The 24,572-nt window shown below is 27.6% G+C and carries 35 protein-coding genes; 21 read left to right on the top strand and 14 right to left on the bottom strand.

All coding sequences use genetic code 11. The annotated features are described in order from the left end of the window. Positions 1–277: 277 nt before the first annotated feature. The 10 genes from ACRC8M_RS13875 to ACRC8M_RS13830 all read right to left on the bottom strand — a co-directional run bounded on the left by ACRC8M_RS13875 (position 278) and on the right by ACRC8M_RS13830 (position 5,919). The gene (locus ACRC8M_RS13875) at positions 278–1,402 is read right to left on the bottom strand and encodes a hypothetical protein (RefSeq protein ID WP_438529684.1); all 1,125 of its coding nucleotides are present in this window, start codon (positions 1,400–1,402) and stop codon (positions 278–280) included. A gap of 49 nt (positions 1,403–1,451) precedes the next feature. Then, the gene (locus ACRC8M_RS13870) at positions 1,452–1,604 is read right to left on the bottom strand and encodes a hypothetical protein (RefSeq protein ID WP_438529683.1); all 153 of its coding nucleotides are present in this window, start codon (positions 1,602–1,604) and stop codon (positions 1,452–1,454) included. A gap of 1 nt (position 1,605) precedes the next feature. Beyond that, positions 1,606–2,175: a hypothetical protein gene (locus tag ACRC8M_RS13865; RefSeq protein WP_438529682.1), complete on the bottom strand. Its 570-nt coding sequence runs from the start codon at positions 2,173–2,175 to the stop codon at positions 1,606–1,608. 8 nt (positions 2,176–2,183) lie between these two features. Next, complete coding sequence (locus tag ACRC8M_RS13860) at positions 2,184–2,732, bottom strand: hypothetical protein (RefSeq protein ID WP_438529681.1); 549 nt, start codon at positions 2,730–2,732, stop codon at positions 2,184–2,186. Continuing rightward, positions 2,732–3,070 carry a hypothetical protein gene (locus ACRC8M_RS13855; protein ID WP_438529680.1) on the bottom strand — a complete coding sequence of 113 codons (339 nt, stop codon included), beginning with the start codon at positions 3,068–3,070 and terminating at the stop codon, positions 2,732–2,734. The genes ACRC8M_RS13860 and ACRC8M_RS13855 overlap by 1 nt, the downstream gene beginning before the upstream one ends. A gap of 27 nt (positions 3,071–3,097) precedes the next feature. Further along, the gene (locus tag ACRC8M_RS13850; RefSeq protein ID WP_438529679.1) at positions 3,098–3,310 is read right to left on the bottom strand and encodes a hypothetical protein; all 213 of its coding nucleotides are present in this window, start codon (positions 3,308–3,310) and stop codon (positions 3,098–3,100) included. A 36-nt stretch (positions 3,311–3,346) separates the two neighbouring features. Further along, positions 3,347–4,378, bottom strand: a complete 1,032-nt coding sequence (locus tag ACRC8M_RS13845) for a replication initiator protein A (protein WP_438529678.1) — start codon at positions 4,376–4,378, stop codon at positions 3,347–3,349. A gap of 210 nt (positions 4,379–4,588) precedes the next feature. Next, positions 4,589–4,792, bottom strand: a complete 204-nt coding sequence (locus tag ACRC8M_RS13840) for a hypothetical protein (protein WP_438529677.1) — start codon at positions 4,790–4,792, stop codon at positions 4,589–4,591. A 94-nt stretch (positions 4,793–4,886) separates the two neighbouring features. Next, on the bottom strand, positions 4,887–5,114 hold the full coding sequence (locus ACRC8M_RS13835) for a hypothetical protein (RefSeq protein ID WP_438529676.1): 228 nt from the start codon (positions 5,112–5,114) through the stop codon (positions 4,887–4,889). Between the two features lie 130 nt (positions 5,115–5,244). Then, entirely contained in the window at positions 5,245–5,919 is a 675-nt protein-coding gene (locus ACRC8M_RS13830; RefSeq protein ID WP_438529675.1) for an XRE family transcriptional regulator, read from the bottom strand. 194 nt (positions 5,920–6,113) lie between these two features. Between ACRC8M_RS13830 and ACRC8M_RS13825 the strand changes: the two genes are divergently transcribed. From ACRC8M_RS13825 to ACRC8M_RS13755, 15 genes are all read left to right on the top strand, one after another. Further along, positions 6,114–6,374, top strand: coding sequence for a hypothetical protein (locus tag ACRC8M_RS13825; protein ID WP_438529674.1), 261 nt, complete (start codon positions 6,114–6,116; stop codon positions 6,372–6,374). 1 nt (position 6,375) lies between these two features. Then, positions 6,376–6,777, top strand: a complete 402-nt coding sequence (locus tag ACRC8M_RS13820) for a hypothetical protein (protein ID WP_438529673.1) — start codon at positions 6,376–6,378, stop codon at positions 6,775–6,777. Between the two features lie 101 nt (positions 6,778–6,878). Next, on the top strand, positions 6,879–7,001 hold the full coding sequence (locus ACRC8M_RS13815; protein WP_438529672.1) for a hypothetical protein: 123 nt from the start codon (positions 6,879–6,881) through the stop codon (positions 6,999–7,001). Then, complete coding sequence (locus ACRC8M_RS13810) at positions 6,995–7,330, top strand: hypothetical protein (protein ID WP_438529671.1); 336 nt, start codon at positions 6,995–6,997, stop codon at positions 7,328–7,330. The genes ACRC8M_RS13815 and ACRC8M_RS13810 overlap by 7 nt, the downstream gene beginning before the upstream one ends. After that, positions 7,302–8,003 carry a ParA family protein gene (locus tag ACRC8M_RS13805; protein WP_438529670.1) on the top strand — a complete coding sequence of 234 codons (702 nt, stop codon included), beginning with the start codon at positions 7,302–7,304 and terminating at the stop codon, positions 8,001–8,003. Before ACRC8M_RS13810 ends, ACRC8M_RS13805 begins: the two co-directional genes overlap by 29 nt. After that, positions 8,000–9,037, top strand: coding sequence for a hypothetical protein (locus tag ACRC8M_RS13800; protein WP_438529669.1), 1,038 nt, complete (start codon positions 8,000–8,002; stop codon positions 9,035–9,037). The genes ACRC8M_RS13805 and ACRC8M_RS13800 overlap by 4 nt, the downstream gene beginning before the upstream one ends. Next, on the top strand, positions 9,024–9,242 hold the full coding sequence (locus ACRC8M_RS13795) for a hypothetical protein (protein ID WP_438529668.1): 219 nt from the start codon (positions 9,024–9,026) through the stop codon (positions 9,240–9,242). The genes ACRC8M_RS13800 and ACRC8M_RS13795 overlap by 14 nt, the downstream gene beginning before the upstream one ends. A 3-nt stretch (positions 9,243–9,245) precedes the next feature. Beyond that, positions 9,246–9,524, top strand: a complete 279-nt coding sequence (locus tag ACRC8M_RS13790) for a hypothetical protein (RefSeq protein ID WP_438529667.1) — start codon at positions 9,246–9,248, stop codon at positions 9,522–9,524. Then, the gene (locus tag ACRC8M_RS13785; protein WP_438529666.1) at positions 9,525–9,911 is read left to right on the top strand and encodes a hypothetical protein; all 387 of its coding nucleotides are present in this window, start codon (positions 9,525–9,527) and stop codon (positions 9,909–9,911) included. Next, entirely contained in the window at positions 9,911–10,327 is a 417-nt protein-coding gene (locus ACRC8M_RS13780) for a hypothetical protein (protein WP_438529665.1), read from the top strand. Before ACRC8M_RS13785 ends, ACRC8M_RS13780 begins: the two co-directional genes overlap by 1 nt. Further along, positions 10,324–10,695, top strand: coding sequence for a hypothetical protein (locus ACRC8M_RS13775; protein WP_438529664.1), 372 nt, complete (start codon positions 10,324–10,326; stop codon positions 10,693–10,695). The genes ACRC8M_RS13780 and ACRC8M_RS13775 overlap by 4 nt, the downstream gene beginning before the upstream one ends. 79 nt (positions 10,696–10,774) lie before the next feature. Further along, entirely contained in the window at positions 10,775–10,978 is a 204-nt protein-coding gene (locus ACRC8M_RS13770; protein WP_438529663.1) for a hypothetical protein, read from the top strand. A 142-nt stretch (positions 10,979–11,120) separates the two neighbouring features. Then, positions 11,121–12,473, top strand: coding sequence for a recombinase family protein (locus ACRC8M_RS13765; protein ID WP_438529662.1), 1,353 nt, complete (start codon positions 11,121–11,123; stop codon positions 12,471–12,473). 516 nt (positions 12,474–12,989) lie between these two features. Further along, positions 12,990–13,442: a Panacea domain-containing protein gene (locus ACRC8M_RS13760; protein WP_438529661.1), complete on the top strand. Its 453-nt coding sequence runs from the start codon at positions 12,990–12,992 to the stop codon at positions 13,440–13,442. After that, entirely contained in the window at positions 13,405–14,499 is a 1,095-nt protein-coding gene (locus ACRC8M_RS13755) for a hypothetical protein (RefSeq protein ID WP_438529660.1), read from the top strand. The genes ACRC8M_RS13760 and ACRC8M_RS13755 overlap by 38 nt, the downstream gene beginning before the upstream one ends. A 23-nt stretch (positions 14,500–14,522) precedes the next feature. Here ACRC8M_RS13755 and ACRC8M_RS13750 read toward each other — a convergent pair whose 3' ends face one another. Beyond that, positions 14,523–15,902 carry a TldD/PmbA family protein gene (locus ACRC8M_RS13750; RefSeq protein ID WP_438529659.1) on the bottom strand — a complete coding sequence of 460 codons (1,380 nt, stop codon included), beginning with the start codon at positions 15,900–15,902 and terminating at the stop codon, positions 14,523–14,525. Between the two features lie 145 nt (positions 15,903–16,047). Between ACRC8M_RS13750 and ACRC8M_RS13745 the strand changes: the two genes are divergently transcribed. Together ACRC8M_RS13745 and ACRC8M_RS13740 are read left to right on the top strand one after the other, a co-directional pair. Next, entirely contained in the window at positions 16,048–16,875 is an 828-nt protein-coding gene (locus tag ACRC8M_RS13745) for a mechanosensitive ion channel family protein (protein ID WP_438529658.1), read from the top strand. 75 nt (positions 16,876–16,950) lie between these two features. Beyond that, entirely contained in the window at positions 16,951–17,700 is a 750-nt protein-coding gene (locus ACRC8M_RS13740) for a hypothetical protein (protein ID WP_438529657.1), read from the top strand. Positions 17,701–17,741: 41 nt separating this feature from the next. Here ACRC8M_RS13740 and ACRC8M_RS13735 read toward each other — a convergent pair whose 3' ends face one another. Next, complete coding sequence (locus ACRC8M_RS13735; protein ID WP_438529656.1) at positions 17,742–19,250, bottom strand: DUF1846 domain-containing protein; 1,509 nt, start codon at positions 19,248–19,250, stop codon at positions 17,742–17,744. Positions 19,251–19,384: 134 nt separating this feature from the next. On the opposite strand from ACRC8M_RS13735, the gene ACRC8M_RS13730 reads away from it, so the two are divergent. From ACRC8M_RS13730 to ACRC8M_RS13715, 4 genes are all read left to right on the top strand, one after another. Continuing rightward, complete coding sequence (locus ACRC8M_RS13730) at positions 19,385–20,320, top strand: nucleoside hydrolase (protein ID WP_438529655.1); 936 nt, start codon at positions 19,385–19,387, stop codon at positions 20,318–20,320. A 243-nt stretch (positions 20,321–20,563) separates the two neighbouring features. Further along, on the top strand, positions 20,564–21,751 hold the full coding sequence (gltS, locus tag ACRC8M_RS13725) for a sodium/glutamate symporter (protein ID WP_438529654.1): 1,188 nt from the start codon (positions 20,564–20,566) through the stop codon (positions 21,749–21,751). 80 nt (positions 21,752–21,831) lie between these two features. Next, a complete protein-coding gene (locus ACRC8M_RS13720) occupies positions 21,832–22,026 on the top strand; it encodes a hypothetical protein (protein WP_438529653.1) in 195 nt (64 codons plus the stop codon). A gap of 76 nt (positions 22,027–22,102) precedes the next feature. Continuing rightward, complete coding sequence (locus tag ACRC8M_RS13715) at positions 22,103–22,738, top strand: hypothetical protein (RefSeq protein WP_438529652.1); 636 nt, start codon at positions 22,103–22,105, stop codon at positions 22,736–22,738. Between the two features lie 54 nt (positions 22,739–22,792). Here the strand turns inward: ACRC8M_RS13715 and ACRC8M_RS13710 are convergent, their stop codons facing one another. Next, positions 22,793–24,076, bottom strand: coding sequence for an MFS transporter (locus ACRC8M_RS13710; RefSeq protein WP_438529651.1), 1,284 nt, complete (start codon positions 24,074–24,076; stop codon positions 22,793–22,795). Positions 24,077–24,140: 64 nt separating this feature from the next. Then, the gene (locus ACRC8M_RS13705) at positions 24,141–24,554 is read right to left on the bottom strand and encodes an Hsp20/alpha crystallin family protein (RefSeq protein WP_438529650.1); all 414 of its coding nucleotides are present in this window, start codon (positions 24,552–24,554) and stop codon (positions 24,141–24,143) included. Between the last annotated feature and the right edge of the window lie 18 nt (positions 24,555–24,572).

Raw genomic sequence — 24,572 nt, 5'->3', positions numbered from 1 at the left:
TTTTCTAAAATTGAACCCCATTTTCCCCTCCATAACTTTTTTCTTTAGTATACCAAAGTTATAAAGCCCAGTGCAAGAAAAATAGAATTTTATAATTTAATCGTATGAACCTTTCCACATTTGCAAGTTATTTTAAATTCTTTTCCATTTGAAGATATTTTTTTTGATTTTGGATTTATTTCAAAATATCCATCATCTTTTAAACTTGCTACGAAAGAATTGCATTCTTCACATATGTACTTTTTTTTTATTTTAATGCACCTCTTTTTGTTAAAATTTAAATATTTTTAATTTCAAATATACATGTTTCACTTGTAATAATAATTTTATATTTTATATTACCCTCTTCGTATTCTGAACTATAATTTTCATTTTTTTCATACTGCTCATATGAAAATCCTAATTTTTCTAGAGTATTATAAATACCTCTATCTGGAATGTTATTTTTGGATAATATATAAATAAACATAGATTCTTCTATAAATTTTCTATATGTTTCATCTGTTTTTTCTCCAAGTTGTATAAGTTCTATTTTATTTATTTCATCATTTTTTACATAAAATTTTATTAAAAATCCTTTATCTCCATCATATAATATTTCTCTTAAATCTTTATCTTCTGGAAGAGATACATTATTTTTTGGATCACCTATCATTTGTTTTGCAAGCATAAACTTTCTTGTAAAGTCATGCAACTTTATATTAATTCCACCAATATCATAAAAGACTTTACTTTTATTAGTTCTATCTCCTAAAAAGTAAGATTCTACCTTTTTATGCTCTTCATCAGAGATTTGATATGGAGCTATAAAAAATAAATCACTTAATTTTTCTTTTTCTAAAATAAGTACTAAATAACCTATTGTTTGGTATCTATCATTGAAAACCATATATACTTTATTTTTACCTTCTTCAAATATTGTTTTACCTATTTTTGTTTCAATTTCACTTAGAGATTCTCCTAATTTCAAATCAATATCTGGATATTTAATAAATCCATTTAACTTGTTATATTCTTTTGGAACTAAGATATCCTTGTTATATTGTGATTGTTTCCAAAGAGGAGAAATTTCAACTTCATTCTTTCCTAATTTGCTAAATTGAAATAATTTTACATCTTCTTTCTGTGTCCCAAATCCATTAAAATAAAAAGTTGTAAAGTAGTTTTCAAATCCTTGATTTTCTTGAATAATTCGTTCAAATATTTCTTTCATATTTTGAATATTTGGTATTTTACCGTCTTGTATTTTTAAAATAACATCTGATTGATATTTAACAGATGTTTTATGGATTAAAAAATTTTCATAATTAAAAGATAATTTTTGTGGTTGTTTAATATCCTCTTTTTCTCCACATCCTATAAGTGTTAAGCACATAAATAAACTAAATAATATTTTTTTCATCACTAATCCCCCTTTAAAAGTTTTAATGATGTAATTATAACATAATATTTTAGTTTTGTACCGTTACTCTGGCAACAAATTCTCCGTTAATTTTATTTTCGTCAACTTCGATAATAGAGAAGTTTTTACTAGTTTCTATAAGCTCATTTTCAAAATCCTCTAATTTAGGACTGCTTATTATTAAAATCTCTGTATTTCCCATTTCATCTTAACCCAATTGTTTTATTTTTGTTATAAAATAAAAATTGATTTTTTTTAAGTGGTTTAGGAGCGGTTATTAATCTCCAGTAGTAAAGTTCTTTATCCATTTTTTTGTATGAATTTATAAGTTCGTCATAAGCCCACTCCAAATAAAATAGCTCCTTTTCTTTATTTTTGAAACTTTTGTATAAATTTTCATTTATTTCTAGTTGAGTTTCATGCTTCGATTCTAATTCTTTATAATAAGTGTTTTGTTTTTTTATAATATTTTTATATTTTTCTTGAATTTTTTTATTAGTTCCAGTTTTTCTCATTAATTCTAAATTTAAGTCAGCGTTTTTATCATACATTTTGTCAATCTCACATTCTAATTTTTCTATTCTGTTGTTTTTAATTTTTAGTTCTTTAGATTGGTTCTCCATGTATTTTTTAAATTTTTTATCTCTATCCAAATAATCATTATAATTATTCTCTTTAGCAAATTTTTCCATTTTTATTTTTTTTAATAATACCCAGTTACATAAAATACTAGTAGCTGCTACTAAAGAAATTCCAAAATATATATTTACCATAACCCCTCCTAATAGTTTTCAGTTAAACTCCATGATTCAACAAGTCTTTTATTCAATTTATTTTGAGTTACTCTTATTTCACTCTCTATATACTCAACTGTTTGTAATCCATTGTCATCAACTTTTATTATCCAAGTTGCACTTCCATTTGGAGTTGAATATAAACCATTTGGGTCGGCTTGAGGAAGTGTATATGGATTTCTAGCTCCATATTCTCCTCCATCTAAATGTCCCATTTTTTCTGGATTAGTATATTGAGTTGAGTAAGGTATTCCAAATCCTATACATTTACCTTCGTATACCCATTTACCAGTTAAATCATTTTTAGTATATAGGTAATTTATAAGTTTTGGATTATCTCTCATTTCAAGTATTTTTTTATATGTTTTTTTCTCATAAAAATTTTTTATATTAGGCAAATCTACTGATAACATAGCTTGTCTTGATAATTCCTCTTGTTTTTGGCTTTCTATTTGAGTAGATGTTTTTGTAGCTTCTACTTCCTCACATCCTATAAATAATCCTAAAACCGATACTAACATTAATAACTTTTTCATTATAAATTCCCTCCCATAATATCATTTAAAAAATATCTTAAATTTGGATTTTCTATCAATCCAGGGTTCATATTTGCGAATTCTATTTTTATATTATTCGCTATTATTTTTTTATCTTCTGGACTCGCTAGATCGTATTGCATTTTATAGCTGTTTAAAGTTTGTGCCATATTTTCAGTATATGGTTTTGAACTTTTAAATACTTCTCTCTCTTTATTTTTTAAAGATTTTGCATACTCTGTTCCTATTTTTTTGTTGTAAAACATATTGTATTTTGCTGCTCCAAATGGTAATGCTAATAATCCTGCTAATAAAAATATTGCTGCTATTAATTTCATATTCCCTCCATCGTTTATTTAAATCATTCAATCCCTATTATAGTCACTGCTTCTTTCTGAAAAATTATCACAAGCTGGAGTTTCATAACAATTTTTATCATAAATATTATTCCAACATTTTTCATAAGTTTCACAATCACCACAACATCTTATTGAATTTTTTTCTATAGCTTTAAAAAATGATTTAATACCTAAAATTATTATGAATATACTTGATAATATTATGATATCAACTAGCATCTTTTCCTCCATAGATCATATAAAACTTTTGTTAAACTAACCATTAGCCTCGACTCCTTTTACAATTTCTCTTAGTAATCTATATTTTATTACTGATTTAGCAAGAAATTTTGTTGCAGCCTCAAACCCATTACTTTCTATTTTTGCAATTTTAAGAGCTTCAGACATAAGATTTTCCTGCTTTTGCTTTGTAAAACTATTAAACAATATATCTAAATTTGCTTTCTCTTCTTTTTCAGCAGCAATTATATCTTGTGTTAAAATTTTTGGTTCTACTGCAACTTCTTTTTTTTTAGGTTCTGGAACTATAGAGTCTTGTTGTTTTTCTTTTGTCTTATATTCTTCTTGTCTTTTCCCAGTAGATATTTTTCTACTAAATGCTGCAGGAAGGTTTTTCACACTTGGATTAGATTTCATATTTTCATAAGTTTCAAGTAAATATTCTTTTACACTTTCTGTTGTTGCATTTTTATTATTTAGTAATTTCTTTACAGATTTTTGATTTGTAGTTGTAAAATTAACTTCAAGATTTTTAAATAAATTTTCAAAGAAATCATGTTCTTCATGATTCATGATTTTATTTATATTATTCTTGCTTGAATTATTCTTGATACCGTCTACAATTTGTGTAATCTCACTATTACAATTTGTGTAATCTGACTCAGACAAATTGTGTAATTTCACTTGTTTTTCATCCTCCACAATTTGTGTAGTTTCACTTTCTAAATTTTCAGAATAAATATTTAAGTAATAGATGTTAGACTCTCTATACTGACGTTTAACTTGTAATAAATTTAATTCATAAAGTTTTTCTAGATCTCTTTTTATTTGAGTATTAGATTTAACTTTTCTATTTTTTCTCATACTTTCCCAAGAATACTCTATATATATTTCTCCTTCATCATCAACCCAGTTATTATCTAAAGAGATTCTAGTTCTATCATACATAAGAACATACAAGCAATATGCTCCAGGAGTTATTTTTCCTTCTAGTAATAAATCAAACAACCACTTTGGTGTTTGGTAATACAAATTGTTTTCTATATCTTCTCTTTTTATTGCTCTCATTTTATACCTCCTATTTAGAGAGACAGTGCCAGTGTACTCTCTTTATCTTATTACAACCCTCCATGTGTAGTTTTGTACACTGGCTATACATGAAGAGTTGAAATAAGATGCCTACCGAAGTAAGCTTGCTATAAATAACATTATGAGTGAGTGGCATCATTTGATTTCAATTTTTACACCTCCAAAAAATAAATTTATGAATCTCTTGTTTTATAGTTTTGTTAAATAAGTTATTAACTCTGGTAAACTTATTTTCAAACAATACCAAGATGCAAATGTAGTAAGAAAAGTATACAAAATAATTGTGATTACATCCTCGAATGTAAGTTTTTTTTCAGTTGTTTTACTTCCAAAAACTACGCTAAAGAATAGATGTAATCCTATGCACAATAAAAAGTATGAAGAAAATTTCATTCATATCACCTCCTAATTGAAACCTACCACTTATTATAGGGGGGATTAAGAACTTTCGGGGGTTAAGTTCTAGTGATAGGCTTTAATTAAGAGCCTACTTTTCTGTAGGATCTTTTTTTTTGATTGTTAGCTCGTAATCTAAGTCGTCTAAAATTGAAGATATTGTTGAAATACCTGCGTTTTTTCCATTCTCTATCATATCAGATAACATCTTGTTCATGGATGTATACGATCTTCCAGTTTTACTAGCAAACTGTCTTCTACTTTTATATTTTTTTCGAATTTCAGCATCTATAAAAAACCCTAAATCTTTTTGATTCAAAAAAATCACCTCTGTAAACATTTTTGTTTATAATATAACCTTTAAACGTTACAATGTCAATAAAAAAATAAAGAGATTAAAACCTCTTTATTTTACCCATCTTTATAAATTAAGCTCCATCCCTTTTTTTTTAGAATTTTATATTTGATAAATCTCTGTCTAATAATCTAGTAACTACACCTAAACATTTTATTTCATCTCCCTTGAACGGAGGGTATATTTCATTTAAACTAAAAAATTGAGGCTCGTAATTAACAATTTGTACTTTTCGTATAAATTTAACGCCATTTTTTTCAACCATAACTATTTTTTTATTTAATTCCTGCCACGTCTCTTTAGTTTCTTCTACTAAAATAGTATCTCCTTGATAAAAAAATGGTTGTAACTCATCTCCCTTAACTTCAACACAGTATGAATTTGATTTTATTTGTATTCCCATTGGTATGATCATCTCCTTGATTTTAAAATCTTGGAGCAAAGACCCATCCCCAGAAGAATTAAGCTCATACGCTTTAAATCTATATGCTTTCATTGGATTTGATGCCACTGATAAAGAATCATTTTTATAAACTAATTTTTCTAATATTGGATTAGGTAATTTTTCTTCTAAGTATGCCAACGTTAATTCATCGATATTATCAGTATACACCTCTATTAATTTGCTATACATTTTTTCACTTATTGGAGACTGAGCTTTTTCAATTTTATCAATATAAGAATGAGATACTCCTAGTTTTTCCCCTAAAGTATATAGACTATCATCATTTTGTTTCCTTACTTTTTTTAATATTTCTCCAAATTTCATTAAACCACCCTTCCATCAACATATCTATATTATATTTTATATTATTTTTTTAAAAAATGACAACTTTTTTGTTGACATTATAACGTTAAAATGTTACATTAACAACATAACGTAAAAACGTTATAAAGTTTTAGGTTTATATTAACATAAGAATTAAAGTTTGTATTTTTTACTTTTCAATATTAGGAGGGGTTATGAGAACAAGAGAACAAGAACTTGAATATCAAGTTATGGATATATTTAATGAATTTTACAAAGAAAAATTAGAACAAAGAACTACATGCTTTGCTGTAACAGCTACAGAGCTAGATGGAATGACTAGTATAAAGGGTATTAGTGAGAAAGATAGAGGAATACTCCAGCACGATATTGGAGATTTTAGATGGAGGTTTATGAAAAATAAATCTGACCGATATGGACTAATTTTTATAAAGGTTCAAAATGGAGTTGGTTAGTATGAGAACAAGAACTTCAAGTATAACAGATGAGCTATTAAAAGTTAGAATGGGCGGAACAGGAGCTTTATATGCTACTGAACAAATGATAGATTACGACTACAGTATAGATAGTGCAGATGACAAAAGAAGAGAAAATTATATTAAGCTAATAAAAACATCAATTAAAGATTTGAAAGGCTTCATGGAAAAATTTAATAATAGAGATTTTACTAATTTTGTAGTAAAGCTAGAAAGAGAATTATTAAAAGATCTTGAAGAGCAACTTTACTATGAGGAACTGAGTGACAATATAAGACATAAAATGAAATCACATATTATTTTTTCTAGGGAGAGACTTGCAGAAGAAAGTAATGAGGTTGATAATGGAGTTATTGATAAAGTCTTTAGAGGGCTAAAGTGAAAAAGTTACAAAAAATAAAAAAGAGGCTCAACGAACGTTAAACCCCGACTGGTAATTGGAGTATAACATTGAGCCTTCTAAAATGTCAAGGAGGAATTTCAATGGCAATAAAAAGAATAGGAGTATTTTTCTTTGGAAGTGTAATGATCAAAGGGAAAGTTAAAGTATTAAAAGCTGAAAGTATAGATGGATTATTTGAGAAATTATCGGAGGTTTTATGTTAATAGCTAAAAATGAAAAAGAATTAATAGAGATTATAGAGTTAATGGAAAAGCATGGATTAGAGACATGTACTTGTGGAAAAGAGACTTTAAGTATAAAGGCGTTTAATTTTAATTATGAGCATGTTTTGAACTCTGCTAAATTAAATGTTGAATTTAGCAGACTTAGAAATAAAAAAGATTTTTTCAACTTTATCCATGAAAGAAAAAACGATAAGTGTTTCACGCTTCCAGGAGATAAGTTAGTTGATTTTAAATATTTCTTAGAAAAATTCTACAAAATAAGTTTTGAGGAGGTTCCAGGTGTCGAAAGTGATAATAATAAAAAATAATAAAGGTGGAGTTGGAAAAAGTTGGATTACATTCCAATTAGGACATGGACTTCAATTAATATCAGATAAAAAAGTATTAATCATAACATCAGATAATCAGAATAATATTTTAGAATATGCAGGGAAAGAAAAAGTTATCTCAGATTCTGGATTAGAAAAATGGATAAAAACTGGAGCTGGTGATCTAGTAAGACTAAGAGAAAATCTATTTTTTATCCCTCTCAAAACATCACACTTGAACTTACAGTCCAAAGTGAAACTAGAATGTCTATTTGAGGTATTTAAAGAGGAATATGAATATATTTTAATAGATTCTACACCGACTATTGGTATTGATAAATATTTTGTTGAATTAGCTGATGAAGTTATTATACCTGGGTTTGCAGATAAAGTAACAATTAACTCAATAACTTCTTTATTGGAGCAAACTGAGGTTAGAAAAATAAAATCAGTTTTAGTTAATAGATGGGGAAATACATCAAAAGAGAATCATTATTATAAAGGTCTTAAAGAAATTTTAGAACCTTGTGGAATACTTTTACCTGCTCCAATATCACACTGCTCAATTATAGGAAAATTGATAGATGAAGGGAAAACAATATGGGAGTCTAGATCTAAAAAAGTTAGGGATATTCAAGATATATTCGCAAAAGTGATAGAGGCGATAGTATGAATCCTTTAACTAGTTTAAAAGCAAGATTACAAGAAGACTATCAAAGTACATTTGAGTTTGAAAAATACGATATAGCAGAGGACATCAAAAAAGAAGTTATTGAAAATGAAGCTATTATATTTCGGAACTTCCGAACAATGTCTGAATCCACTTATAAGGTTTGCAAAGCTTTATATGAAACAAGTGTGAGATTAAAAGCTGATAAGAGCTTCCAAGCTTGGTATGAAAATATTGGGCTTGGAAAAGATAAAGTATCAGAACTTTTAAAAAGATATGATTTATATATAAAATTCCCTAAAAATTTTAATTATGTTACAAGTCTTTCAAATCAAGCTGTTAAAATTTTAACTGCAGAAAAATTAGATTCAAAGATTTTATATGATGCAGTAGAGTTAGAACTTCAAAAAGTAGAAGATTTGAAAGTGTTCATCGAGGCAAGAACAAATGATAAAACCGATATTATCGACTTAGAGGATAATGGAGAGTATAAAGTTAATCCTTTAGTTCAGAAAGAAACTAAGAAGTGTGTTAATTATAAAAGCTTTGAAAAGCTTGAGAAAAATATTGGAAAAATGGATGCAAAACAAATTATGCAAACTGAAAAAGAAATTGAGTCTCTTGAAAACTATTTAAAGAACTTGAAAAAATCTTTAGCTGATAGAAGTAAGTGTTTTGACAATGAAGGAGCTTTAAGAATAGATTTTGAGGAACAACTAGGAGTTACTTATTCTGAATGCCTTTTATTAGAAGATATTAAAAAATTGTTTTTTTACAATAAGGACACACCTATGTTTTTAGCTCTAGTAGATTATTGTAACGCAACAAAGCTAATTAAAAATGATAAATTAGATGCTGTTATTGATGAAATAAGGGTTAGCTTGATTAGTCTTGAAGATAAAACATCAAACGATAAGTTTATTCAACGAGTAGATTGGAATAAAATTATTAATAAAGATACAACTATAAATGAAAAAATTGAAATTTATAAAAATGCTTTAGATGTTTTAAAGGAGTTGAACAATGAAAATCAATAATGAGTTTAAAGAGGCTGCTCAATTTTTGAGTAGCCTAAGATTAGCTTATGGTGAAGTTAGGTTATTGCAAAGTGGTGAGATAGATTTCATACTTGAAAGAGCTAAAGAACTGTCTATTCCAAATGTAAAAGAATATATAGAGCATATAAAAAATAACAAGAAAATAATCAATAGGACTCCTAAAAAAATATTGGAGGTAGATTAGATAATGAGATATGTCGCAATCGAGAGATTTGAAATAGGCGGAGAAACTAAAATGATTTCTCATGGAGTTATTACAAAAACAGGTTTTTGGTTTTTTCTAAATCCAGCTCCAACAATTTTTGAAACAAAAAAAGAGGTAGAGATAGAAATTTATAAATATAAAAAAATCAGAAATAATATTATGAAACAAAAATTTCATGAAGAAAATTTCAAAGGTATTTTTAAAAAAGCTAAAAAAAAATACTGGAGATATTTTAAGATTGAAATTAAAGAGGTAAAATAAATGGAATATTTATGCAAAGAATGTGGCAGCGATTCAATAGAACTTGAAAACACAAATCCTTTTGAAAGCAAATATATTTGCCAAGAGTGTGGTAATAATAGTAAAAAAATAGAATGTATAGCAGAATCGACAGATAATTATCTAGGAAAAGAAGTGAAGTTTAAAAATTCTAGTGGAGAAATAGGTGAAGGGAAAGTAATCGGTATTTTATCAGATAAGGCTTGTATTGTTATAGAGATAGATGGATTATATAAAAAAGATAGAATTAGTGGTTGGCATGGCGAATGTTTAAAAGAAGAAAATGTTCATTACCTGAAAAATTATAAAATTAGAGAAGATAAGGGGTATTATTATATAAAAATATATGAAATATTTGAGGTGAGATAATGGATGATTTAAGTAAATATGGAAGAAAAGAAACGATAGCTCCAGATGTTTTTGTTTATAGAATACTTGGCGGGTATAATCTAGCTTATTATGAAGAAATAAAGGACAGATTAATAAAAGAACCTCTTGAAATAGATGATAATTTATATATCACTCCTGGTAATTTGGTAAAAAGATGGGGTAAAGAAAAATCAAAGATAAGGACATTAGAATATATAAATCAAATGAAATATTTAGGTTATATTCAAGGGGAAAAGCATAAGCATTTATTCTTAACCGCTGATGATGTTTATTGTTCCGAAGTTATCTTTATAGGCAAAGATACTCTAGTTAATATAATGGATGGAGCAGGTGTCGTTGATATTAGAAATTTAGCTAAGAGTGAAATAATATCTAACTTGGAGGATAAAAAATGAGTGGAAAATATAATAGTTACGCAAGCGTTATGTTTATAGACCCGCAACCAATATATCGTGGATATACTGATTTTATCAAAGGTGTTGTAATTCCTAGACGCTCACAAGGTAATGGATGCAAAATTTCTAAAGATGAAGCTAAAAAGATACTAAAAGATTCGATAGAAGATTTGAATGGTTGGGGTGTTCCATATGATGTAGAATACCTAGAGCCTGTAAAAGACTTTGTATGTCAAGAAGAAGATGGAAAATGGGAAGAGTTTGTTCTATCTACATTGATAAATAATCTAAATAAAAACAAAGAAATTTTAAAACAAAGGGTATGGTTTTTTGAATTAAAAAACTATGTTAAAGCAGAGGAGTTTTAATGAAAAATCTAATCTTGAATTTAAAACGTGAATACTTTGAACAAATAGACTTTGTATTCCTTACTGGAGTAAGATAATCATGAAAATATATTTAGATAAAAATAATAAAACAATAATAGCTCCATTTGGAATGTTGCAAAAAAATCATGTTGATTTTATAAAAAGTTGTGGCTTTGCATTAACAGAAACAGATGGATTTAAATTTAATACCACAGAAATTAGAAAATTTAAGAAGAATAAGAATAGAAAAAAGAATAGAAAAACTAATTATAAGAAAAAATAGAGTTCGGAAGTTCCGAACAAGAGGAGGATATTATGAAAATAACTAGAATTTCTACTATAAAAAATGATACTAAAATTGAGGAGAATAGAAAAGTTTTGCTTGAATTTTTAAAGAATACTACAAAATAAATTAGGAGTTAGCTATGAAAAAAGCTTTAATTTACTTAAGAGTTTCTGACATAATGCAGGAAGAGAAAGACTCTTTGAGTAATCAGGAGAAACAAGCAATAGAATATTGTAATTTTAAGAAGTATAAAGTTTATAAAATAATAAAAGAAGTTGCTTCTGGAAGAAGTTCTGATAGAGATGGGTTTGTTGAACTACAAAATGAAATATCAGAAAATAATTTTGATGTTTTAATTTTTTATGAGTTATCTAGACTAGCTAGAAGTTGTGTAACAATCCATAATTTGGTTCATTCTATGAGAGTAAAAGAGATCTCCTTTGAAAGTATAACAGAAAGTTATTTAAACTCAGATGCTCCAACCTCTAAAATAATGTTAGGTATGATTGCATCTTTAGCTGAAACAGAAAGTGACATAATATCAAAAAGGGTAAAAACAAGGATGAAATTTTTAACATCTCAAGGATACTACCCTTTTAAAGCTCCTTTTGGATATAGGAACGTGAATAATATTTTAGAAATAGTTGAAGAAGAGGCTGAAGTAATAAAAGAGTTTTTTCAAGATTTTATTGATGGATATTCAATAGCTCAATTAAGAAGAAAATATAATGTTAGTCATCCTGGAGTATGGAGGAGATTAACAAATGTAGCTTATAATGGAAAAACCAAATTTGGATTTGAGGGTAAAAATCATAATACAGGCAAATGGGAAAGAAATAAAGAAGGAGAAGTTTTTGAAGGGAAACATGAGTCAATTATATCAGATGATGTGTTTAACTTAGCTCAAAGGAGATTAGAGACTTTTAAGCATTCAAGAAGAAGTAAAGGAACAAGCCTTTTATCAGGATTAATTAACCATTGTGATAAATGGAAGATGTATATTAAGGTTCAAGCTAGAAAAACAGAACCATTTTATTATAAATACTACTCATGCCCAGTATGTGGTAAAAGTATAGGTGCTGATAAAATAGAAAGTATTATCTTAGAGGAAGTAAAAGATTATATTTTAAACTTAAAATTCTTAGATACTAGAATAGAAAATAAAAAAAATTCTAAATCTATAAAAGAGATAATAAAGAAATTAGAGGATAAAAAGAAAAGGATCATAGACAGTTATATTGATGGATTGATAGATAGAGATACCCAAAAAGAAAGGGTTGGCGAAATAAATAAGGAATTAGAAGCTCTTGTATCTAAAGAGGAAATAGAAGTGACTACTCAGATAAATAAGACCTTCAAAGAAGAGGTTATAGCTATTATAGAAGATATTGAGAATTTAGATATAAAGAAACAACAGGCTGTTTTAGGACTTGTGATAGAGAAAATAGACATTAGTGATGCTGAAGATATAAAAATATATTATAAAATATAAAAATTTAGATATTTGACTTTTTGAAAAATATCATATATACTAAAAGTACCTTAAGGAAAACCTAAAGGGTACCAATTGAGATAAGTATAATGGAGCGGTAAGCTCATGTTCAGAATATTAGCCCTCATTTATTGGGGGCTTTTATTCTGCCCTTGAACAAGGCAGACATTATATTCTTAGATCAATTGGGAGGTGTTAGGATTGATTACATTCAATGTTACAAACCTAAACTTGGATGGCGGAGCAATTGCTATTTTAGCTTTTGTAATGCTATTTGTTTGGGTTAACAAGAAGTAGCACCACACCTCGCACCCTTTGGGGTCTTAAATACACTATAAAATATAAAGGAAGAGATAAAAAATCTCTTCCTTTTTTATAGATTATAACAGTATTTCTATAATAGTAATGTCTTAATTAATTACAATTATTTCAGATAATAAAAATAAAAGGTATTGTGAAAATTGTGAGTATATAGTATTATATAAGTGATAAATAATATATTAGGAGGTGACTGAAATGAAAAGAGCTGATTATAATGTTATTCAAATAGTTGATTATATACTAACAAAAAAGAAAATGACAAATTTAAGATTACAAAAAATATTATATTTTGTCCAAGCATTTTCATTAGTTTCTCTTGATAAACCTATGTTTAATGAAGAAATAAATGCTTGGGAATATGGTCCTGTAGTTAAAGAAGTTTATGATAAATATAAATATTGGGGAGCAGAAGAAATTCCATCACCAGAATATTTTAGTGATTTCTTTTGGGACGATAGAGATCGTGAATTAATTGATGAGGTTTTAGAGGGATTGGAAAATATGAGTTCTTTTGATTTAGTTGAGTTGACTCATTCGTATCCAACATGGATTGAAAATTATGAAAAAAATAAAAGTAATAAAATTTCAAAAGAAAAAATAAAGGAGTATCATGAGTCGAGACAGCTTCAGGGTAGAGCATTGTTCTAATCCAAACCCAAACCCAGAAAGATTTTTAGAGATAAAAATAAAAGAGCTAGAAAATTTAATTGGAGATTTGCAGAACTTTAAAAAAAATAAAAATAATTTTTCAGGTAAATTTGCCAGAAATAATTTGGAAAAAGGCTTGGTGCGAATAAATAAAACTTTTGATGATATAATAAAAAATGATGGAATTGAAGAAGTTTTAAATAATTCAGAGGAAGCTCTAAAAAGAAAATTTTTAAATTTAAAATCTCAAATAGAAGATGAAATAAAGAATAATGATTATATTTTATTTAAAATGATAGTAAAAGATACTGAAAATTTATCTACCAAAGCACAGCATTTTTGTAATGAACTTCAAATAAAAAATAGGCAGCAATCAATAGATTTAAATATTGTTAGAAGAGATATGAAAAGAGCTACTGAAGAAGCTAGAGAATCTAAAAAAGATCTAGTAAGTATAATGGGGCTATTTATAGGAGTTTTTATATTTTTTCAATTAAATTTTTCTCAAATGGATAATTTGGGAAAGTATGATGCTTTTGATAGAGTCCTATATTTATTAGTGTTTAATTTAGTTTTCTTATTGGGAATATTTTTTATGTTTATGATTATAGATTTTATTGTACATAAAGATCCTAGAATGCTTAAGGGAATTTATGATAAGGACAAAAATAGATTAACTAAAGTTGTAGTTTTAGGAATAGTAAGTATTGTGTTAATACTTGGTATTTCATTATTTTTTTTAAAAAATAATTCAGATAATAGATTTAAAAAATTGGAATCAAAAATTTTAGAAAATAAATCTGTTGTAGAAAAAGATTTGAAAAAAATAGAAGGAAATATTAAAGACAGCTTAGATAAAATGGAAGTAAATGTTCAAAGTAATTTAGAGAAAGTAAATGAATTGAAAAATTATGTTTTAAACTTAAAATCAGAAATAAAAAAATCTGAAGAAAGTGATTATGTAAAAAAAGAAATTCTTAGAATTGAAAGAGAAATATTTGAGCTTGAAAAAAAAATAAATTTAAATAATGAAAATAGTAAAAGCCTCCAAGAATAAGAGGCTTTTTTCATTGTTTTAAATTATCTTCCACCGATTACGATATCCCTAATCTTAATCCTAGGTTGCCCAACATTAGCAGGAATACTTCCAGAAACAGATCCACACATACCTTGTCCGTGAGCTAAATTATCTCCGACCATATCTATTTTATGAAGAACTTCAGGACCGTTACCAATTAAAGTTGCTCCTCTAACAGGCTCTGTAATTTTACCATCTTTTATTAAATAACCTTCCATAATAGAAAAATTAAAGTCCCCTGTACTAGGATTAACAGAGCCTCCACCCATATATTTTGCATAGATTCCATTTTCAATATTAGATAACATATCATCTAAAGATGAAGTTCCATTTAAAATGAATGTATTAGTCATTCTAGATGTAGGAGCATATTTATAAGACTCTCTTCTAGCACTTCCTGTACTTTCAACTCCCATCCTTCTTCCATTTAGTTTATCTACCATATATCCTTTTAAAATACCATTTTCAATTAAAAGATTTCTTCTTGTGGGTGTACCTTCATCATCAATATTTGAAGACCCCCATTCATGTGATAGAGTTCCATCGTCTACGGCAGAAACAACGCTGCTTGCAACTTGCTCACCAATTTTTCCAGCAAAAATAGAAAGTCCTTTAGCTACACTTGTAGCTTCAAGTCCGTGTCCACATGCTTCATGGAATATAACTCCTCCAAACTCATTTTCAATAATAACGGGCATTTTTCCACTTGGAGCATACTTAGCACCAAGCATAGTTTTAGCAATTCTTGAAGCTTCTTTGGCATATGATTTTATATCAATCTCTTTAAAAAATTCAAAGCCTTTAGTAGCACCAGGTCTATATGAACCAGTTTGCATATCATTCATATCAGAAGCAATACTTTCGATTCCAAGTCTGCTTCTAACTCTCGTATCTTCCGCCCAAGTACCTTCAGAATTGGCAACTAGAATATTCTGTGTAGAGTCGCTATAGTTTATTCTAACCTGACTTATACACTCATCGTATTCTTTAGCAGCATTATAAGCTTCTTTCATAACCAAAATTTTATCATCTTTTAAAATGCTTCCAGGAGATAAAATTATTTTATGTTTGTTTTCAACTTCTTGTTTAATAAGATTTATAATAATATCTTTTTTAGTTCCCCTTATAGCTTTGGAAGCTTTTTGTGCTACTTTTATAAGATTTTCTTTACTCATATCATTGGTATAAGCATAAACAGAAAATAAATCTTTGAAGATTCTTATTCCGATTCCAAAGTCTTTTCCTGAAATAGCTTGTTCAATTTTTCCATCAACTAAATAGAAGGAATCACCGACTTTATTTTCTACAAAAATCTCTGCAAAATCTCCACCAGTAGAAAGTGCTTCATTTAATATATTTTCAACTAAACTCTTGTCTATCATATAGATTTCTCCTTTTGATGTTTTTCTTAGAGTATATCATATGTAATTTTTTTTAGATAGATGAATAATTAGAGGTAATAAGATGGAAAAAAAAATGAAAATATAGTATAATATTCTAATAAATAATAATATGGAGGAATTTTTTATGGAAAATTTTTTAGGAAATATGTCGGATGAAATTATATTGTATATAGCGAAATATTCTCCACTACTTATAAAAAAGGGGATATATTTGTTAATACTATATTTTACATATAAACCAGTTAAAGAGTTTTTAATAGGTTCATTAAAAAAAATATTAAGAAAAAAAGTTTTAGATGAGCTACTAATAAATTTTTTATTAACATTAACAAATTTAATGATAATGATTTTTTATTTTCTTAATTTATTGGAAGTTTTAGGTTTAAAAACTACATCAATTTTAGCATTAATAGGGTCAGTAGGTGTTGGAGTAGGATTGGCCTTAAAAGGAAGTTTATCAGATGTAGCTGGAGGAATACAAATTTTAGTATCAAAGCCATTTAAAAAAGGTGATTTTATCATTGCTGCAGGAACAGAGGGAGCAGTTCAAAAGATAAGTTTTTTATATACTATTTTAAACAGTGTAGATAATAAAAAAATTATAGTTCCAAATGGAAAATTGTCATCATCAATAGTAACAACAGTTACAGCTAATCCACAAAGAAGAGCAGACTTTTTATTTTTTGCAGATAAAAAGTGTAATATAGATAAGGTGAGAGAAGTACTTTTTGATGTGGTAAATAGCCATCCATCTGTTTTAAAAGATAAAGATATATTTGTTAAATTTGCAAAAGAAACAGCAATAGCATCGGAATTTATTGTAAGAGTTTGGACGTTAAAAGAAAATTTTAGAGATTTAAATGCTGATATTCAAGAAGAGGTTAAAAAAAGATTTGATAAAGAGGGAATAAGAATTCCTTATGAGTCATATGAAATAAAAAAATTTGTTTAAAAAATGAAATGAAATAAAGGATAAATTATAAAATCTTAGTAGACATAAATACCCAGTAGTTTATAGGAGGGATTTATGGAGAAAATATTAGTATTATTCAAATATTATAATGATGCAAAGCTAGCTATAGAAAATTTTAAGTCGTTAAAAAAAAGATTCAATTTTGAAATGTTACCACTTTATGTAAAAGAGTTAAAAGTTCCTACAGGAGTTACATTTTTAAGTCCAAGTATGACAATGGATATTTTAAAAGAATATGAGGATGAATATATTGAAGATTTAAAAAATTTACTATTAAAAGAGGGAATAGAAGAGGAACTTGTAGTTGAAATAGGAATAAATAAGGATATAATCCAAGAATACTTAAAAAAGGTTGATTGTTTAATGGTAGAAGAAACTGAGTATTTAGATGAAGATTTTTTGGATATATTGAAAATTATGTATAAACCAGTTATTATTGTAAATAAAAATGTATCAATGTTTGAGAATGTTGTAATAATTTCAGATGATGGAGTTAAAATTAATAAAAGTGTAAATAGTTTTATAAGAGATTTTCCTCAAATAAAAAATGTTACACTGTTAAGTTGGAATTATAAGTATCAAGAAAATCATTTATTTGAATTATTAAAGAGAAAAGGTATTGAAGTAAAAGTAGAGATGTTAAATCAGCATTTTAATACGAAAGATGAATTTTTCCAAAGAATGAATGAGTTTGATTTTATTGTAATGGGAAACTTAAGTAAATCATTTTTCTTTGAAAAAATAACTAAACGTATGGGAGTAGAGATAATAGAAAAAGCAATTAAACCGATATTTATAGGATGAAAAAATAGCAGAGTCAATTGACTCTGCTATTTGTATAATTATTATTCGTTGTAATATAAATTTTCAGTTGGAAATACTGGATCAGACGTTACATCAACACCAAGTTTTCTCAATGTTTGCTCATCACCTTTTCCTAAAATAGTAGTTGAGTGAAGTTGTGCTCCTTTTAACATTGGAAGTTGATCAAGAGCAGCTTGAGCCATAGGGTTAGTTGCAGCTGAAATAGTAAGAGCAATAAGCATCTCTTCGCAATCTAATCCTAAATTTTTACTTTGTAGTGTATTTTTCTTTAATTTAGTAATATCTTCAATTATTGTTGGAGATATTAAGTGGATATTGTCATTAATTCCAGCGATAGCTTTTAAAGTATTGATTAGAACAGCTGATGAAGCATCTAAAACATTAGATTTTTTACCAGTGAAAATCATTTCATTTGAAAGTTCCATAGCCACAGATGTTAAAAGTTCGTTCTTTTCACAAACTTGTTTTTGCTTATCTAAATGTTCTCTAGCAGCAGTAACTACTTTTCTATCACTTTCTTTTAAATCTAACTCTTCCATAATAAGTTTAGCTCTTTGGAAAGTTTCTTTATCAACATATCCTTTTTTATATTCACATCCAGTTTTGAAATATCTTCTGATAATCTCTTGTTTAGAAGCCTCTCTAACAACCTCATCATCAGTAATTCCGTAACCTACTCTATTAACTCCCATATCAGTTGGAGATTTATAGATTGATTCTTTATTTGTTATTTTTTCAATAATTCTTTTTAATACAGGGAATGCTTCAATATCTCTATTGTAGTTAACAGCAGTCTCACCGTATGCTTCAAGGTGGAACGAGTCAATCATATTAACGTCTTTTAAATCCACAGTTGCAGCTTCATAAGCTATATTTAAAGGGTGCTTTAAAGGTACATTCCAAACAGGGAAAGTTTCAAATTTAGAATATCCAACAGCGTTTCCTCTTTTATTTTCATGATAAAGTTGACTTAAACAAGTAGCTAATTTTCCACTTCCAGGTCCTGGAGCAGTAACAACAACAATTGGCTTAGTTGTTTCGATAAATGGATTTTTTCCGTATCCTTCTTCACTAACAATAGTGTCAACATCGGTAGGATATCCTTTTGTAGCTCTATGTTTGTAAACTTTAATTCCTCTTCTCTCAAGCTTTGTTATAAAAAGAGAGGTAGATGGTTGGTCGTCATATCTTGTTATAACAACACTATTTACTTCTAGTTCACGTTCTCTTAAATCATCAATTAATCTAAATACATCCATATCATATGTAATACCGAAATCTCCTCTAATTTTGTTTCTTTCGATATCTCCAGCATAAACACAGATTATAACTTCAACTTTTTCTTTTAATTTTTGAAGTAATTTGATTTTTGCATTTTCATCAAATCCCGGTAAAACTCTTTTTGCATGTAAGTCAAATAACAGTTTACCACCAAACTCAAGATATAATTTGTCAAAATTATTAACTCTTTCTAGGATATACTTCGATTGTTCCTCTAGATATTTATTGTGATCAAAACCTATTTTCATGACTCACTCCTTCATTTTTTTTCATATTTATCAGAGCTATTCCTGACTCTATATCATAGCATGATATAAAAAAAAAATCTAGCTTAAAAATATTTTTTTATGATATAATTATAAAAATTTTGATGGAGGATGAGATGAAAAAGTTACCGATAATAATAGATTGTGATCCAGGATGTGACGACACAATAGCTTTACTCTTAGCTTTTGCCAGTGAGGGTTTAGATATAAAAGGAGTTACAGTTTCAGCAGGAAATGTTCATATAAATAATACAACAGAGAATGCAAGAAAGTTAGTAGGAGCTTTTAGACAGGAGATCAAAGTTGCAAAAGGTTGTGAGAAACCACTATTTAAAACTATAGTAACAGCTCCAGAAGTACACGGTGAAACAGGACTTGGATGTGTAGTTTTACCTGAAACAGGAAAAGTAATTGAAAGTATAAATGCAGTTGAATTTATTGCTCAAACTTTAAGAGAAAGTGAAGAAAAAATAACTATAGTAATAACAGGACCAATGACAAATATAGCTGTATTTTTAATGATGTATCCAGAACTAAAATCAAAGATAGGAAAATTTGTAATAATGGGAGGATCATCAATCGGTGGAAATGTGACTCCTTCAGCAGAATTTAATATATACGTTGATGCAGAAGCTGCAGATATTGTTTTTAAATCTGGGATTGAAATTGTTTTATGTCCATTAGATGTAACAATGAAGGCTTTTGTAACTGAAAAAGAGTTAGAGGAGATAGGAAAAATTGGAGGACTAGCAGCTGAAGTGGCTCATGGAGCCATAAAAAATGCTCTTGATTTCTATAAAGAGTTTTATCAAAAGACAGAAGTTCCAATGCATGACCCTTGTACAATTGCATATTTATTAAATCCAAGTATATTTAAAGGACAACATGTTTTTTTAGGAATAGAATTAAAAGGTGAATTTACTTATGGTGAAACGATAATAGATTATAGAGATAAACTTAGAAAAGAAAAAAATGTATTAGTTTTAAATGATATTGATAGAGAAGAGTTTATAAGACTTATAAAAAATTCAGTAAAAATTTTAAAAAAATAATAATAAAAAAACCAAAGAAAATAACTTTGGTTTTTTTTATTTGGTATTTTTTATAAAAAATAGTATAATGAAGTATTACGTTTTATTTTTTGAGCTATTTTTTTTCACACTTTTTGGGGATATATCAATGAATTAAATAATTAATTATTTAAATTATTTATATATTCTATTTCAAAAAAGAATAATTAGGTGTTATAATCGAAAAACACGCACACTTTATAAACATTAATAGGAGGTATCAAGATGGTAATTGAATTATCAACAATTCAAACTATAGCAATGGCAGTTGTTGTATTGTATATAGGCAAATTTTTAAATCACAATTTCAAATTTTTAAAGGAAAATTGTATTCCAGAGTCAGTTACAGGAGGAACAGCTTTCTCAGTAATTACTTTTATTGGATATAAAACAGGTATGTTTAATTTTATATTCGAAGATTCATTAAGAAATATATTTATGATTGCATTTTTTACAACAGTGGGGTATTCGGCTAGTTTAAAGTTATTAAAAAAAGCTGGTATGCCTGTATTTATGTTTTTAATAGCTTCAGTAGGCTTAGCTATATCACAAAATATTTTAGGAGTAGGCTTAGCACAAATTTTAAAATTAAATCCGCTAATAGGATTAGCAACAGGATCTATGTCGACAACAGGTGGACCAGGAACAGCAGGTGCCTTTGCCCCAATTTTAGAAAGCTATGGAGCAGAGGGAGCCACAGTAGTTGCAATGGCTACTGCAACATATGCTTTGATAGTTGGAAGTTTAATATCAGGTCCTTTAGCAAATAGATTAATAAAAAAACATAATCTTTTAGAAAAAAGAGATGGAGTTAGCATGTATGATTCAGATGAGGATAAAAAGGCTCCATTAGACCCAAAACATGTTTCAACAGCTTCTTTTCAGATAATAATGGCAATGGGAATAGGAAGTTTAATATCTAACTATTTATCAAAAGCGGGAATAGTTTTACCGTCTTATATAGGTGCTATGTTTGCAGCAGCTTTGATTAGAAATATTTCAGATTTTACAGGAGCATATGAAGTTCATTTGGATATTATAAATATAATAGGAGGATTCACATTAACTATATTCCTTTCAATGACTTTAATGAGTTTTAAACTATGGGAATTACAAGGATTAGCACTACCTCTAGTAATAATGTTAGTTGCACAAACAATATTAATTGGAGTATTCACATATTTTATAACCTTTAGATTAACTGGAAAAGATTATGATGCAGTTGTAATGACAAGTGGTCATTGTGGATGTGGATTTGGAACAACACCAAAAGCTTTAGCAAATATGGAAGCATTAACAGCAAAATATTTTCCATCTCCAAAAGCTTTCTTTGTTATTCCTATTGTAGGTGGATTGTTTATAGATTTCTTCAATGCTGGAATAATAACTCTATTTATGAATATTTTACATTAATTTTGGAAAACACCTTCTAAAAATTAAAGGAATTTTAAAAAAAGTAAGAAGAAGTATAGTAGAAATTAGGAGGTGATTTTATGAAATTAAAACAGGTAATATCAAAAGTAGAGGAAAAATTAAAAGTTGAAAAAACTGAAGAACTTCATAAATTATTAGCAGAGTTAAAGAAGATTGATGAGGAAATAAAAGAGGGGGAAGCTAGGGATAAAGCAATAGAAGAGATTAAAAGAAAAAATGATCATATAGAGTGGTTGAATATAAAAGAGGTTTAAAATAAGTCTACATATTTTAAATGCATTAAAAAAAAAAGTATGATATAATTTATAAAAAGTTTTATGGAGGTATATCGTGCTTAAAATATTTAATGATAGAGTGTATGGACTAGAAGAAAGTTTAATAGCTAGCGGATATCCAATGGTAGCCGAATCAATAGAGGAGTGGGATGAAACTCCAGGTTTAGATGAAAAAGATTTTAAAAGAGCAGGAAAATTAGGAAATGTTCCTACAGGAACAGGACACGATAATTTTCTTAAAGGAATAATTGTTCAATTTGATATAACATACCCAAACTACTGGACACCGCAATTTCAAAGATATCATTTTGCTGATATAGTATCATCAACATCAAAAATGCATAGATTAACAAAAATGGATTTAAAAAAATCATGTAATGAATATGTGGATGATGTGGTTATTGAAAACTTAAATAGATGGATTGAAATTTTTAACTCTTTTGAGAAAGAACAAAAAGAGGTTGAAGTAGATGGAAAAATTTATACAAAGTATGAAATTTATATGAAAATAATTTCTAACTGTCCAATGGGATTAGAGCAAACAATGAGAGTTACAACATCATATTTACAGTTAAAGACAATATATCTTCAGAGAAGATATCATAAATTAAAAGAAGATTGGGGAAATTTCTGTGATTGGTGTTTAACACTTCCTCATTTTGAAGAGTTTTGCTTAAAAAATAATAAATAAAACAAATTGAAAAAAGCTCCTGACAGATTAATTTAATCTGGTGGGAGCTTTTTATTACCTTCTATTTCTAAGTAGATAAATGATAGATGGATATAAACCTGGATAATAAAGACTTTTTTGGTAGGCTCTAACTTTAGTTAAAAGGAGCATACAATAGAATCGTAGGAATAAACTTATAAAGAACATAAGTTTTAATCCAGCGTAGGAATCTCCAAAAATTAAAATGGTTTTTCCTTGTAAAAAATTAGCGAGATAACCACCTAAAAATGCACCAGTTAGTCCTAAAACTCCAACAGAAAGAGAGTAGGCTGCTGTATAGGAATCTCTATCAGGAGAGGATAATTCTAAAAGTAAGCTAAATAAAGAAAGATTTATAGCTGACCATCCCACAGCAGTTCCAATAGCATCTAACATAATTAAACTATTAACAGTTTCTTTTGTCATTAAAAAATAAAAAATAACAACATAACTAGAAACTCCAATTCCAAAAGACAAAAGTTTTTTATAACCAATTCGTTGAACTAACTTTCCATATATAAAAAATGCGATAATAGATAATATAGCAGTTAAAGAACTAGATAATCCTAATATATTATAGGAAGCATTTAGATCAACAACGGCAAAATAATAAAAATAAGGTTTTGTAAATTCAATAGAAAAGTTCCACATTGCAATAAACATTAAAAAGTTGAAGAAATTACTATCTTTTAAAGGCTTTTTTATAGAGAAGCTTATTTGATTTTCTTTGAAATTTGGAATTTCGTGAAAAAAAAGTAGAACCAATGTTGTAATAGCAGCTATAGCAATTATAAAAGTTAGTATTAAAATACTTGATTTTCCAGGGGTATAGTTCAGAGCTTTGGAAACTATATATGAAAAAACTACTGTTGACATAGAGATCAGAGTGAATCTTCTAGAAAAAAAAGTTCCACGGTCCTCTTTTTTTATAATATCTCCAACAGAACTTGTCCATATTCCACTTACAAAAGCTGAAAAAACTGAATATATAAAAACTATTCCAACGAGGAGTCGATAATCTATTTTATCAAAAAGCACAATAAAAAATAAAAAACACATTGGAATTCTAGCAGCAGCAGCACTAAATAGTAAGGCCCTTTTTTTTGTTTTAAAAAGTTTATAATATGTTCCTAGAAAAATTTGAAGTAATTGCAGTCCTAAAGGTAGAGTTGTAATAACTGATATCCAAAATGGTTCACATTTAAAGTATAATGCTAGAGCAGTTAGAGCAAATCCTTGAATACCTAAGGAAAGCATATTAGCACTCATACCCTCAACAGTAATAAGAAATTTATTTCTTTCATAAGAGTCACGAAACATAAGTAATACCCCCTGTTAATAAAAACAGGTAATGTTAGCTAACACCACCTGTTTTAATTTGTATTTAATCAATTGGAATAGAAGTTGTTTCTGGTTTTTTTGTTTCATCTTTAGGAATTATAATATTAAGAATTCCATCGTTAAAAGATGCTTTTATTTCGTTCTCTAAACAATTTTTCGGTAAAGTCATTTTTCTTTCAAAGGAGTTAGCAGAAAATTCTTTTTTAAAATAAGTTTTGTTTTTTTCTTCCTTAGTTTCTTCAGTTTTATAAGAAAGAGTAAGGGTCCCTTCGCTAATATTCAACTTTAAATCCTCTTTTTTTATTCCAGGAACACAGACATCAATGAGATATTCTTTTTCGTTCTCTGATATATTAACTGCAGGAAAAGATTTTTTAAAAGGATTTTGTAGTTTATCCTCATCGAAAGGGTCAGATAAAAAATTAGAAAACCAATCATTTTTTTTAATTAAATTCATAATAAAACCTCCCTTAAA

Origin of the sequence: Cetobacterium sp. (assembly GCF_051653945.1) — a bacterium.
In the GTDB taxonomy this organism is placed as follows: Bacteria; Fusobacteriota; Fusobacteriia; order Fusobacteriales; family Fusobacteriaceae; genus Cetobacterium_A.
This window is presented reverse-complemented; position numbering and strand designations above follow the sequence as displayed.

What these genes read in the sequence shown, in the direction of transcription:
- ACRC8M_RS13875 (WP_438529684.1), bottom strand. Translation starts at nt 1,402, where the DNA reads ATGAAAAAAATATTATTTAGTTTATTTATGTGCTTAACACTTATAGGA.
- ACRC8M_RS13870 (WP_438529683.1), bottom strand. Translation starts at nt 1,604, where the DNA reads ATGGGAAATACAGAGATTTTAATAATAAGCAGTCCTAAATTAGAGGAT.
- ACRC8M_RS13865 (WP_438529682.1), bottom strand. Translation starts at nt 2,175, where the DNA reads ATGGTAAATATATATTTTGGAATTTCTTTAGTAGCAGCTACTAGTATT.
- ACRC8M_RS13860 (WP_438529681.1), bottom strand. Translation starts at nt 2,732, where the DNA reads ATGAAAAAGTTATTAATGTTAGTATCGGTTTTAGGATTATTTATAGGA.
- ACRC8M_RS13855 (WP_438529680.1), bottom strand. Translation starts at nt 3,070, where the DNA reads ATGAAATTAATAGCAGCAATATTTTTATTAGCAGGATTATTAGCATTA.
- ACRC8M_RS13850 (WP_438529679.1), bottom strand. Translation starts at nt 3,310, where the DNA reads ATGCTAGTTGATATCATAATATTATCAAGTATATTCATAATAATTTTA.
- ACRC8M_RS13845 (WP_438529678.1), bottom strand. Translation starts at nt 4,378, where the DNA reads ATGAGAGCAATAAAAAGAGAAGATATAGAAAACAATTTGTATTACCAA.
- ACRC8M_RS13840 (WP_438529677.1), bottom strand. Translation starts at nt 4,792, where the DNA reads ATGAAATTTTCTTCATACTTTTTATTGTGCATAGGATTACATCTATTC.
- ACRC8M_RS13830 (WP_438529675.1), bottom strand. Translation starts at nt 5,919, where the DNA reads ATGAAATTTGGAGAAATATTAAAAAAAGTAAGGAAACAAAATGATGAT.
- ACRC8M_RS13825 (WP_438529674.1), top strand. Translation starts at nt 6,114, where the DNA reads ATGAGAACAAGAGAACAAGAACTTGAATATCAAGTTATGGATATATTT.
- ACRC8M_RS13820 (WP_438529673.1), top strand. Translation starts at nt 6,376, where the DNA reads ATGAGAACAAGAACTTCAAGTATAACAGATGAGCTATTAAAAGTTAGA.
- ACRC8M_RS13815 (WP_438529672.1), top strand. Translation starts at nt 6,879, where the DNA reads ATGGCAATAAAAAGAATAGGAGTATTTTTCTTTGGAAGTGTAATGATC.
- ACRC8M_RS13810 (WP_438529671.1), top strand. Translation starts at nt 6,995, where the DNA reads ATGTTAATAGCTAAAAATGAAAAAGAATTAATAGAGATTATAGAGTTA.
- ACRC8M_RS13800 (WP_438529669.1), top strand. Translation starts at nt 8,000, where the DNA reads ATGAATCCTTTAACTAGTTTAAAAGCAAGATTACAAGAAGACTATCAA.
- ACRC8M_RS13795 (WP_438529668.1), top strand. Translation starts at nt 9,024, where the DNA reads ATGAAAATCAATAATGAGTTTAAAGAGGCTGCTCAATTTTTGAGTAGC.
- ACRC8M_RS13790 (WP_438529667.1), top strand. Translation starts at nt 9,246, where the DNA reads ATGAGATATGTCGCAATCGAGAGATTTGAAATAGGCGGAGAAACTAAA.
- ACRC8M_RS13785 (WP_438529666.1), top strand. Translation starts at nt 9,525, where the DNA reads ATGGAATATTTATGCAAAGAATGTGGCAGCGATTCAATAGAACTTGAA.
- ACRC8M_RS13780 (WP_438529665.1), top strand. Translation starts at nt 9,911, where the DNA reads ATGGATGATTTAAGTAAATATGGAAGAAAAGAAACGATAGCTCCAGAT.
- ACRC8M_RS13775 (WP_438529664.1), top strand. Translation starts at nt 10,324, where the DNA reads ATGAGTGGAAAATATAATAGTTACGCAAGCGTTATGTTTATAGACCCG.
- ACRC8M_RS13770 (WP_438529663.1), top strand. Translation starts at nt 10,775, where the DNA reads ATGAAAATATATTTAGATAAAAATAATAAAACAATAATAGCTCCATTT.
- ACRC8M_RS13765 (WP_438529662.1), top strand. Translation starts at nt 11,121, where the DNA reads ATGAAAAAAGCTTTAATTTACTTAAGAGTTTCTGACATAATGCAGGAA.
- ACRC8M_RS13760 (WP_438529661.1), top strand. Translation starts at nt 12,990, where the DNA reads ATGAAAAGAGCTGATTATAATGTTATTCAAATAGTTGATTATATACTA.
- ACRC8M_RS13755 (WP_438529660.1), top strand. Translation starts at nt 13,405, where the DNA reads ATGAGTCGAGACAGCTTCAGGGTAGAGCATTGTTCTAATCCAAACCCA.
- ACRC8M_RS13750 (WP_438529659.1), bottom strand. Translation starts at nt 15,902, where the DNA reads ATGATAGACAAGAGTTTAGTTGAAAATATATTAAATGAAGCACTTTCT.
- ACRC8M_RS13745 (WP_438529658.1), top strand. Translation starts at nt 16,048, where the DNA reads ATGGAAAATTTTTTAGGAAATATGTCGGATGAAATTATATTGTATATA.
- ACRC8M_RS13740 (WP_438529657.1), top strand. Translation starts at nt 16,951, where the DNA reads ATGGAGAAAATATTAGTATTATTCAAATATTATAATGATGCAAAGCTA.
- ACRC8M_RS13735 (WP_438529656.1), bottom strand. Translation starts at nt 19,250, where the DNA reads ATGAAAATAGGTTTTGATCACAATAAATATCTAGAGGAACAATCGAAG.
- ACRC8M_RS13730 (WP_438529655.1), top strand. Translation starts at nt 19,385, where the DNA reads ATGAAAAAGTTACCGATAATAATAGATTGTGATCCAGGATGTGACGAC.
- gltS (WP_438529654.1), top strand. Translation starts at nt 20,564, where the DNA reads ATGGTAATTGAATTATCAACAATTCAAACTATAGCAATGGCAGTTGTT.
- ACRC8M_RS13720 (WP_438529653.1), top strand. Translation starts at nt 21,832, where the DNA reads ATGAAATTAAAACAGGTAATATCAAAAGTAGAGGAAAAATTAAAAGTT.
- ACRC8M_RS13710 (WP_438529651.1), bottom strand. Translation starts at nt 24,076, where the DNA reads ATGTTTCGTGACTCTTATGAAAGAAATAAATTTCTTATTACTGTTGAG.
- ACRC8M_RS13705 (WP_438529650.1), bottom strand. Translation starts at nt 24,554, where the DNA reads ATGAATTTAATTAAAAAAAATGATTGGTTTTCTAATTTTTTATCTGAC.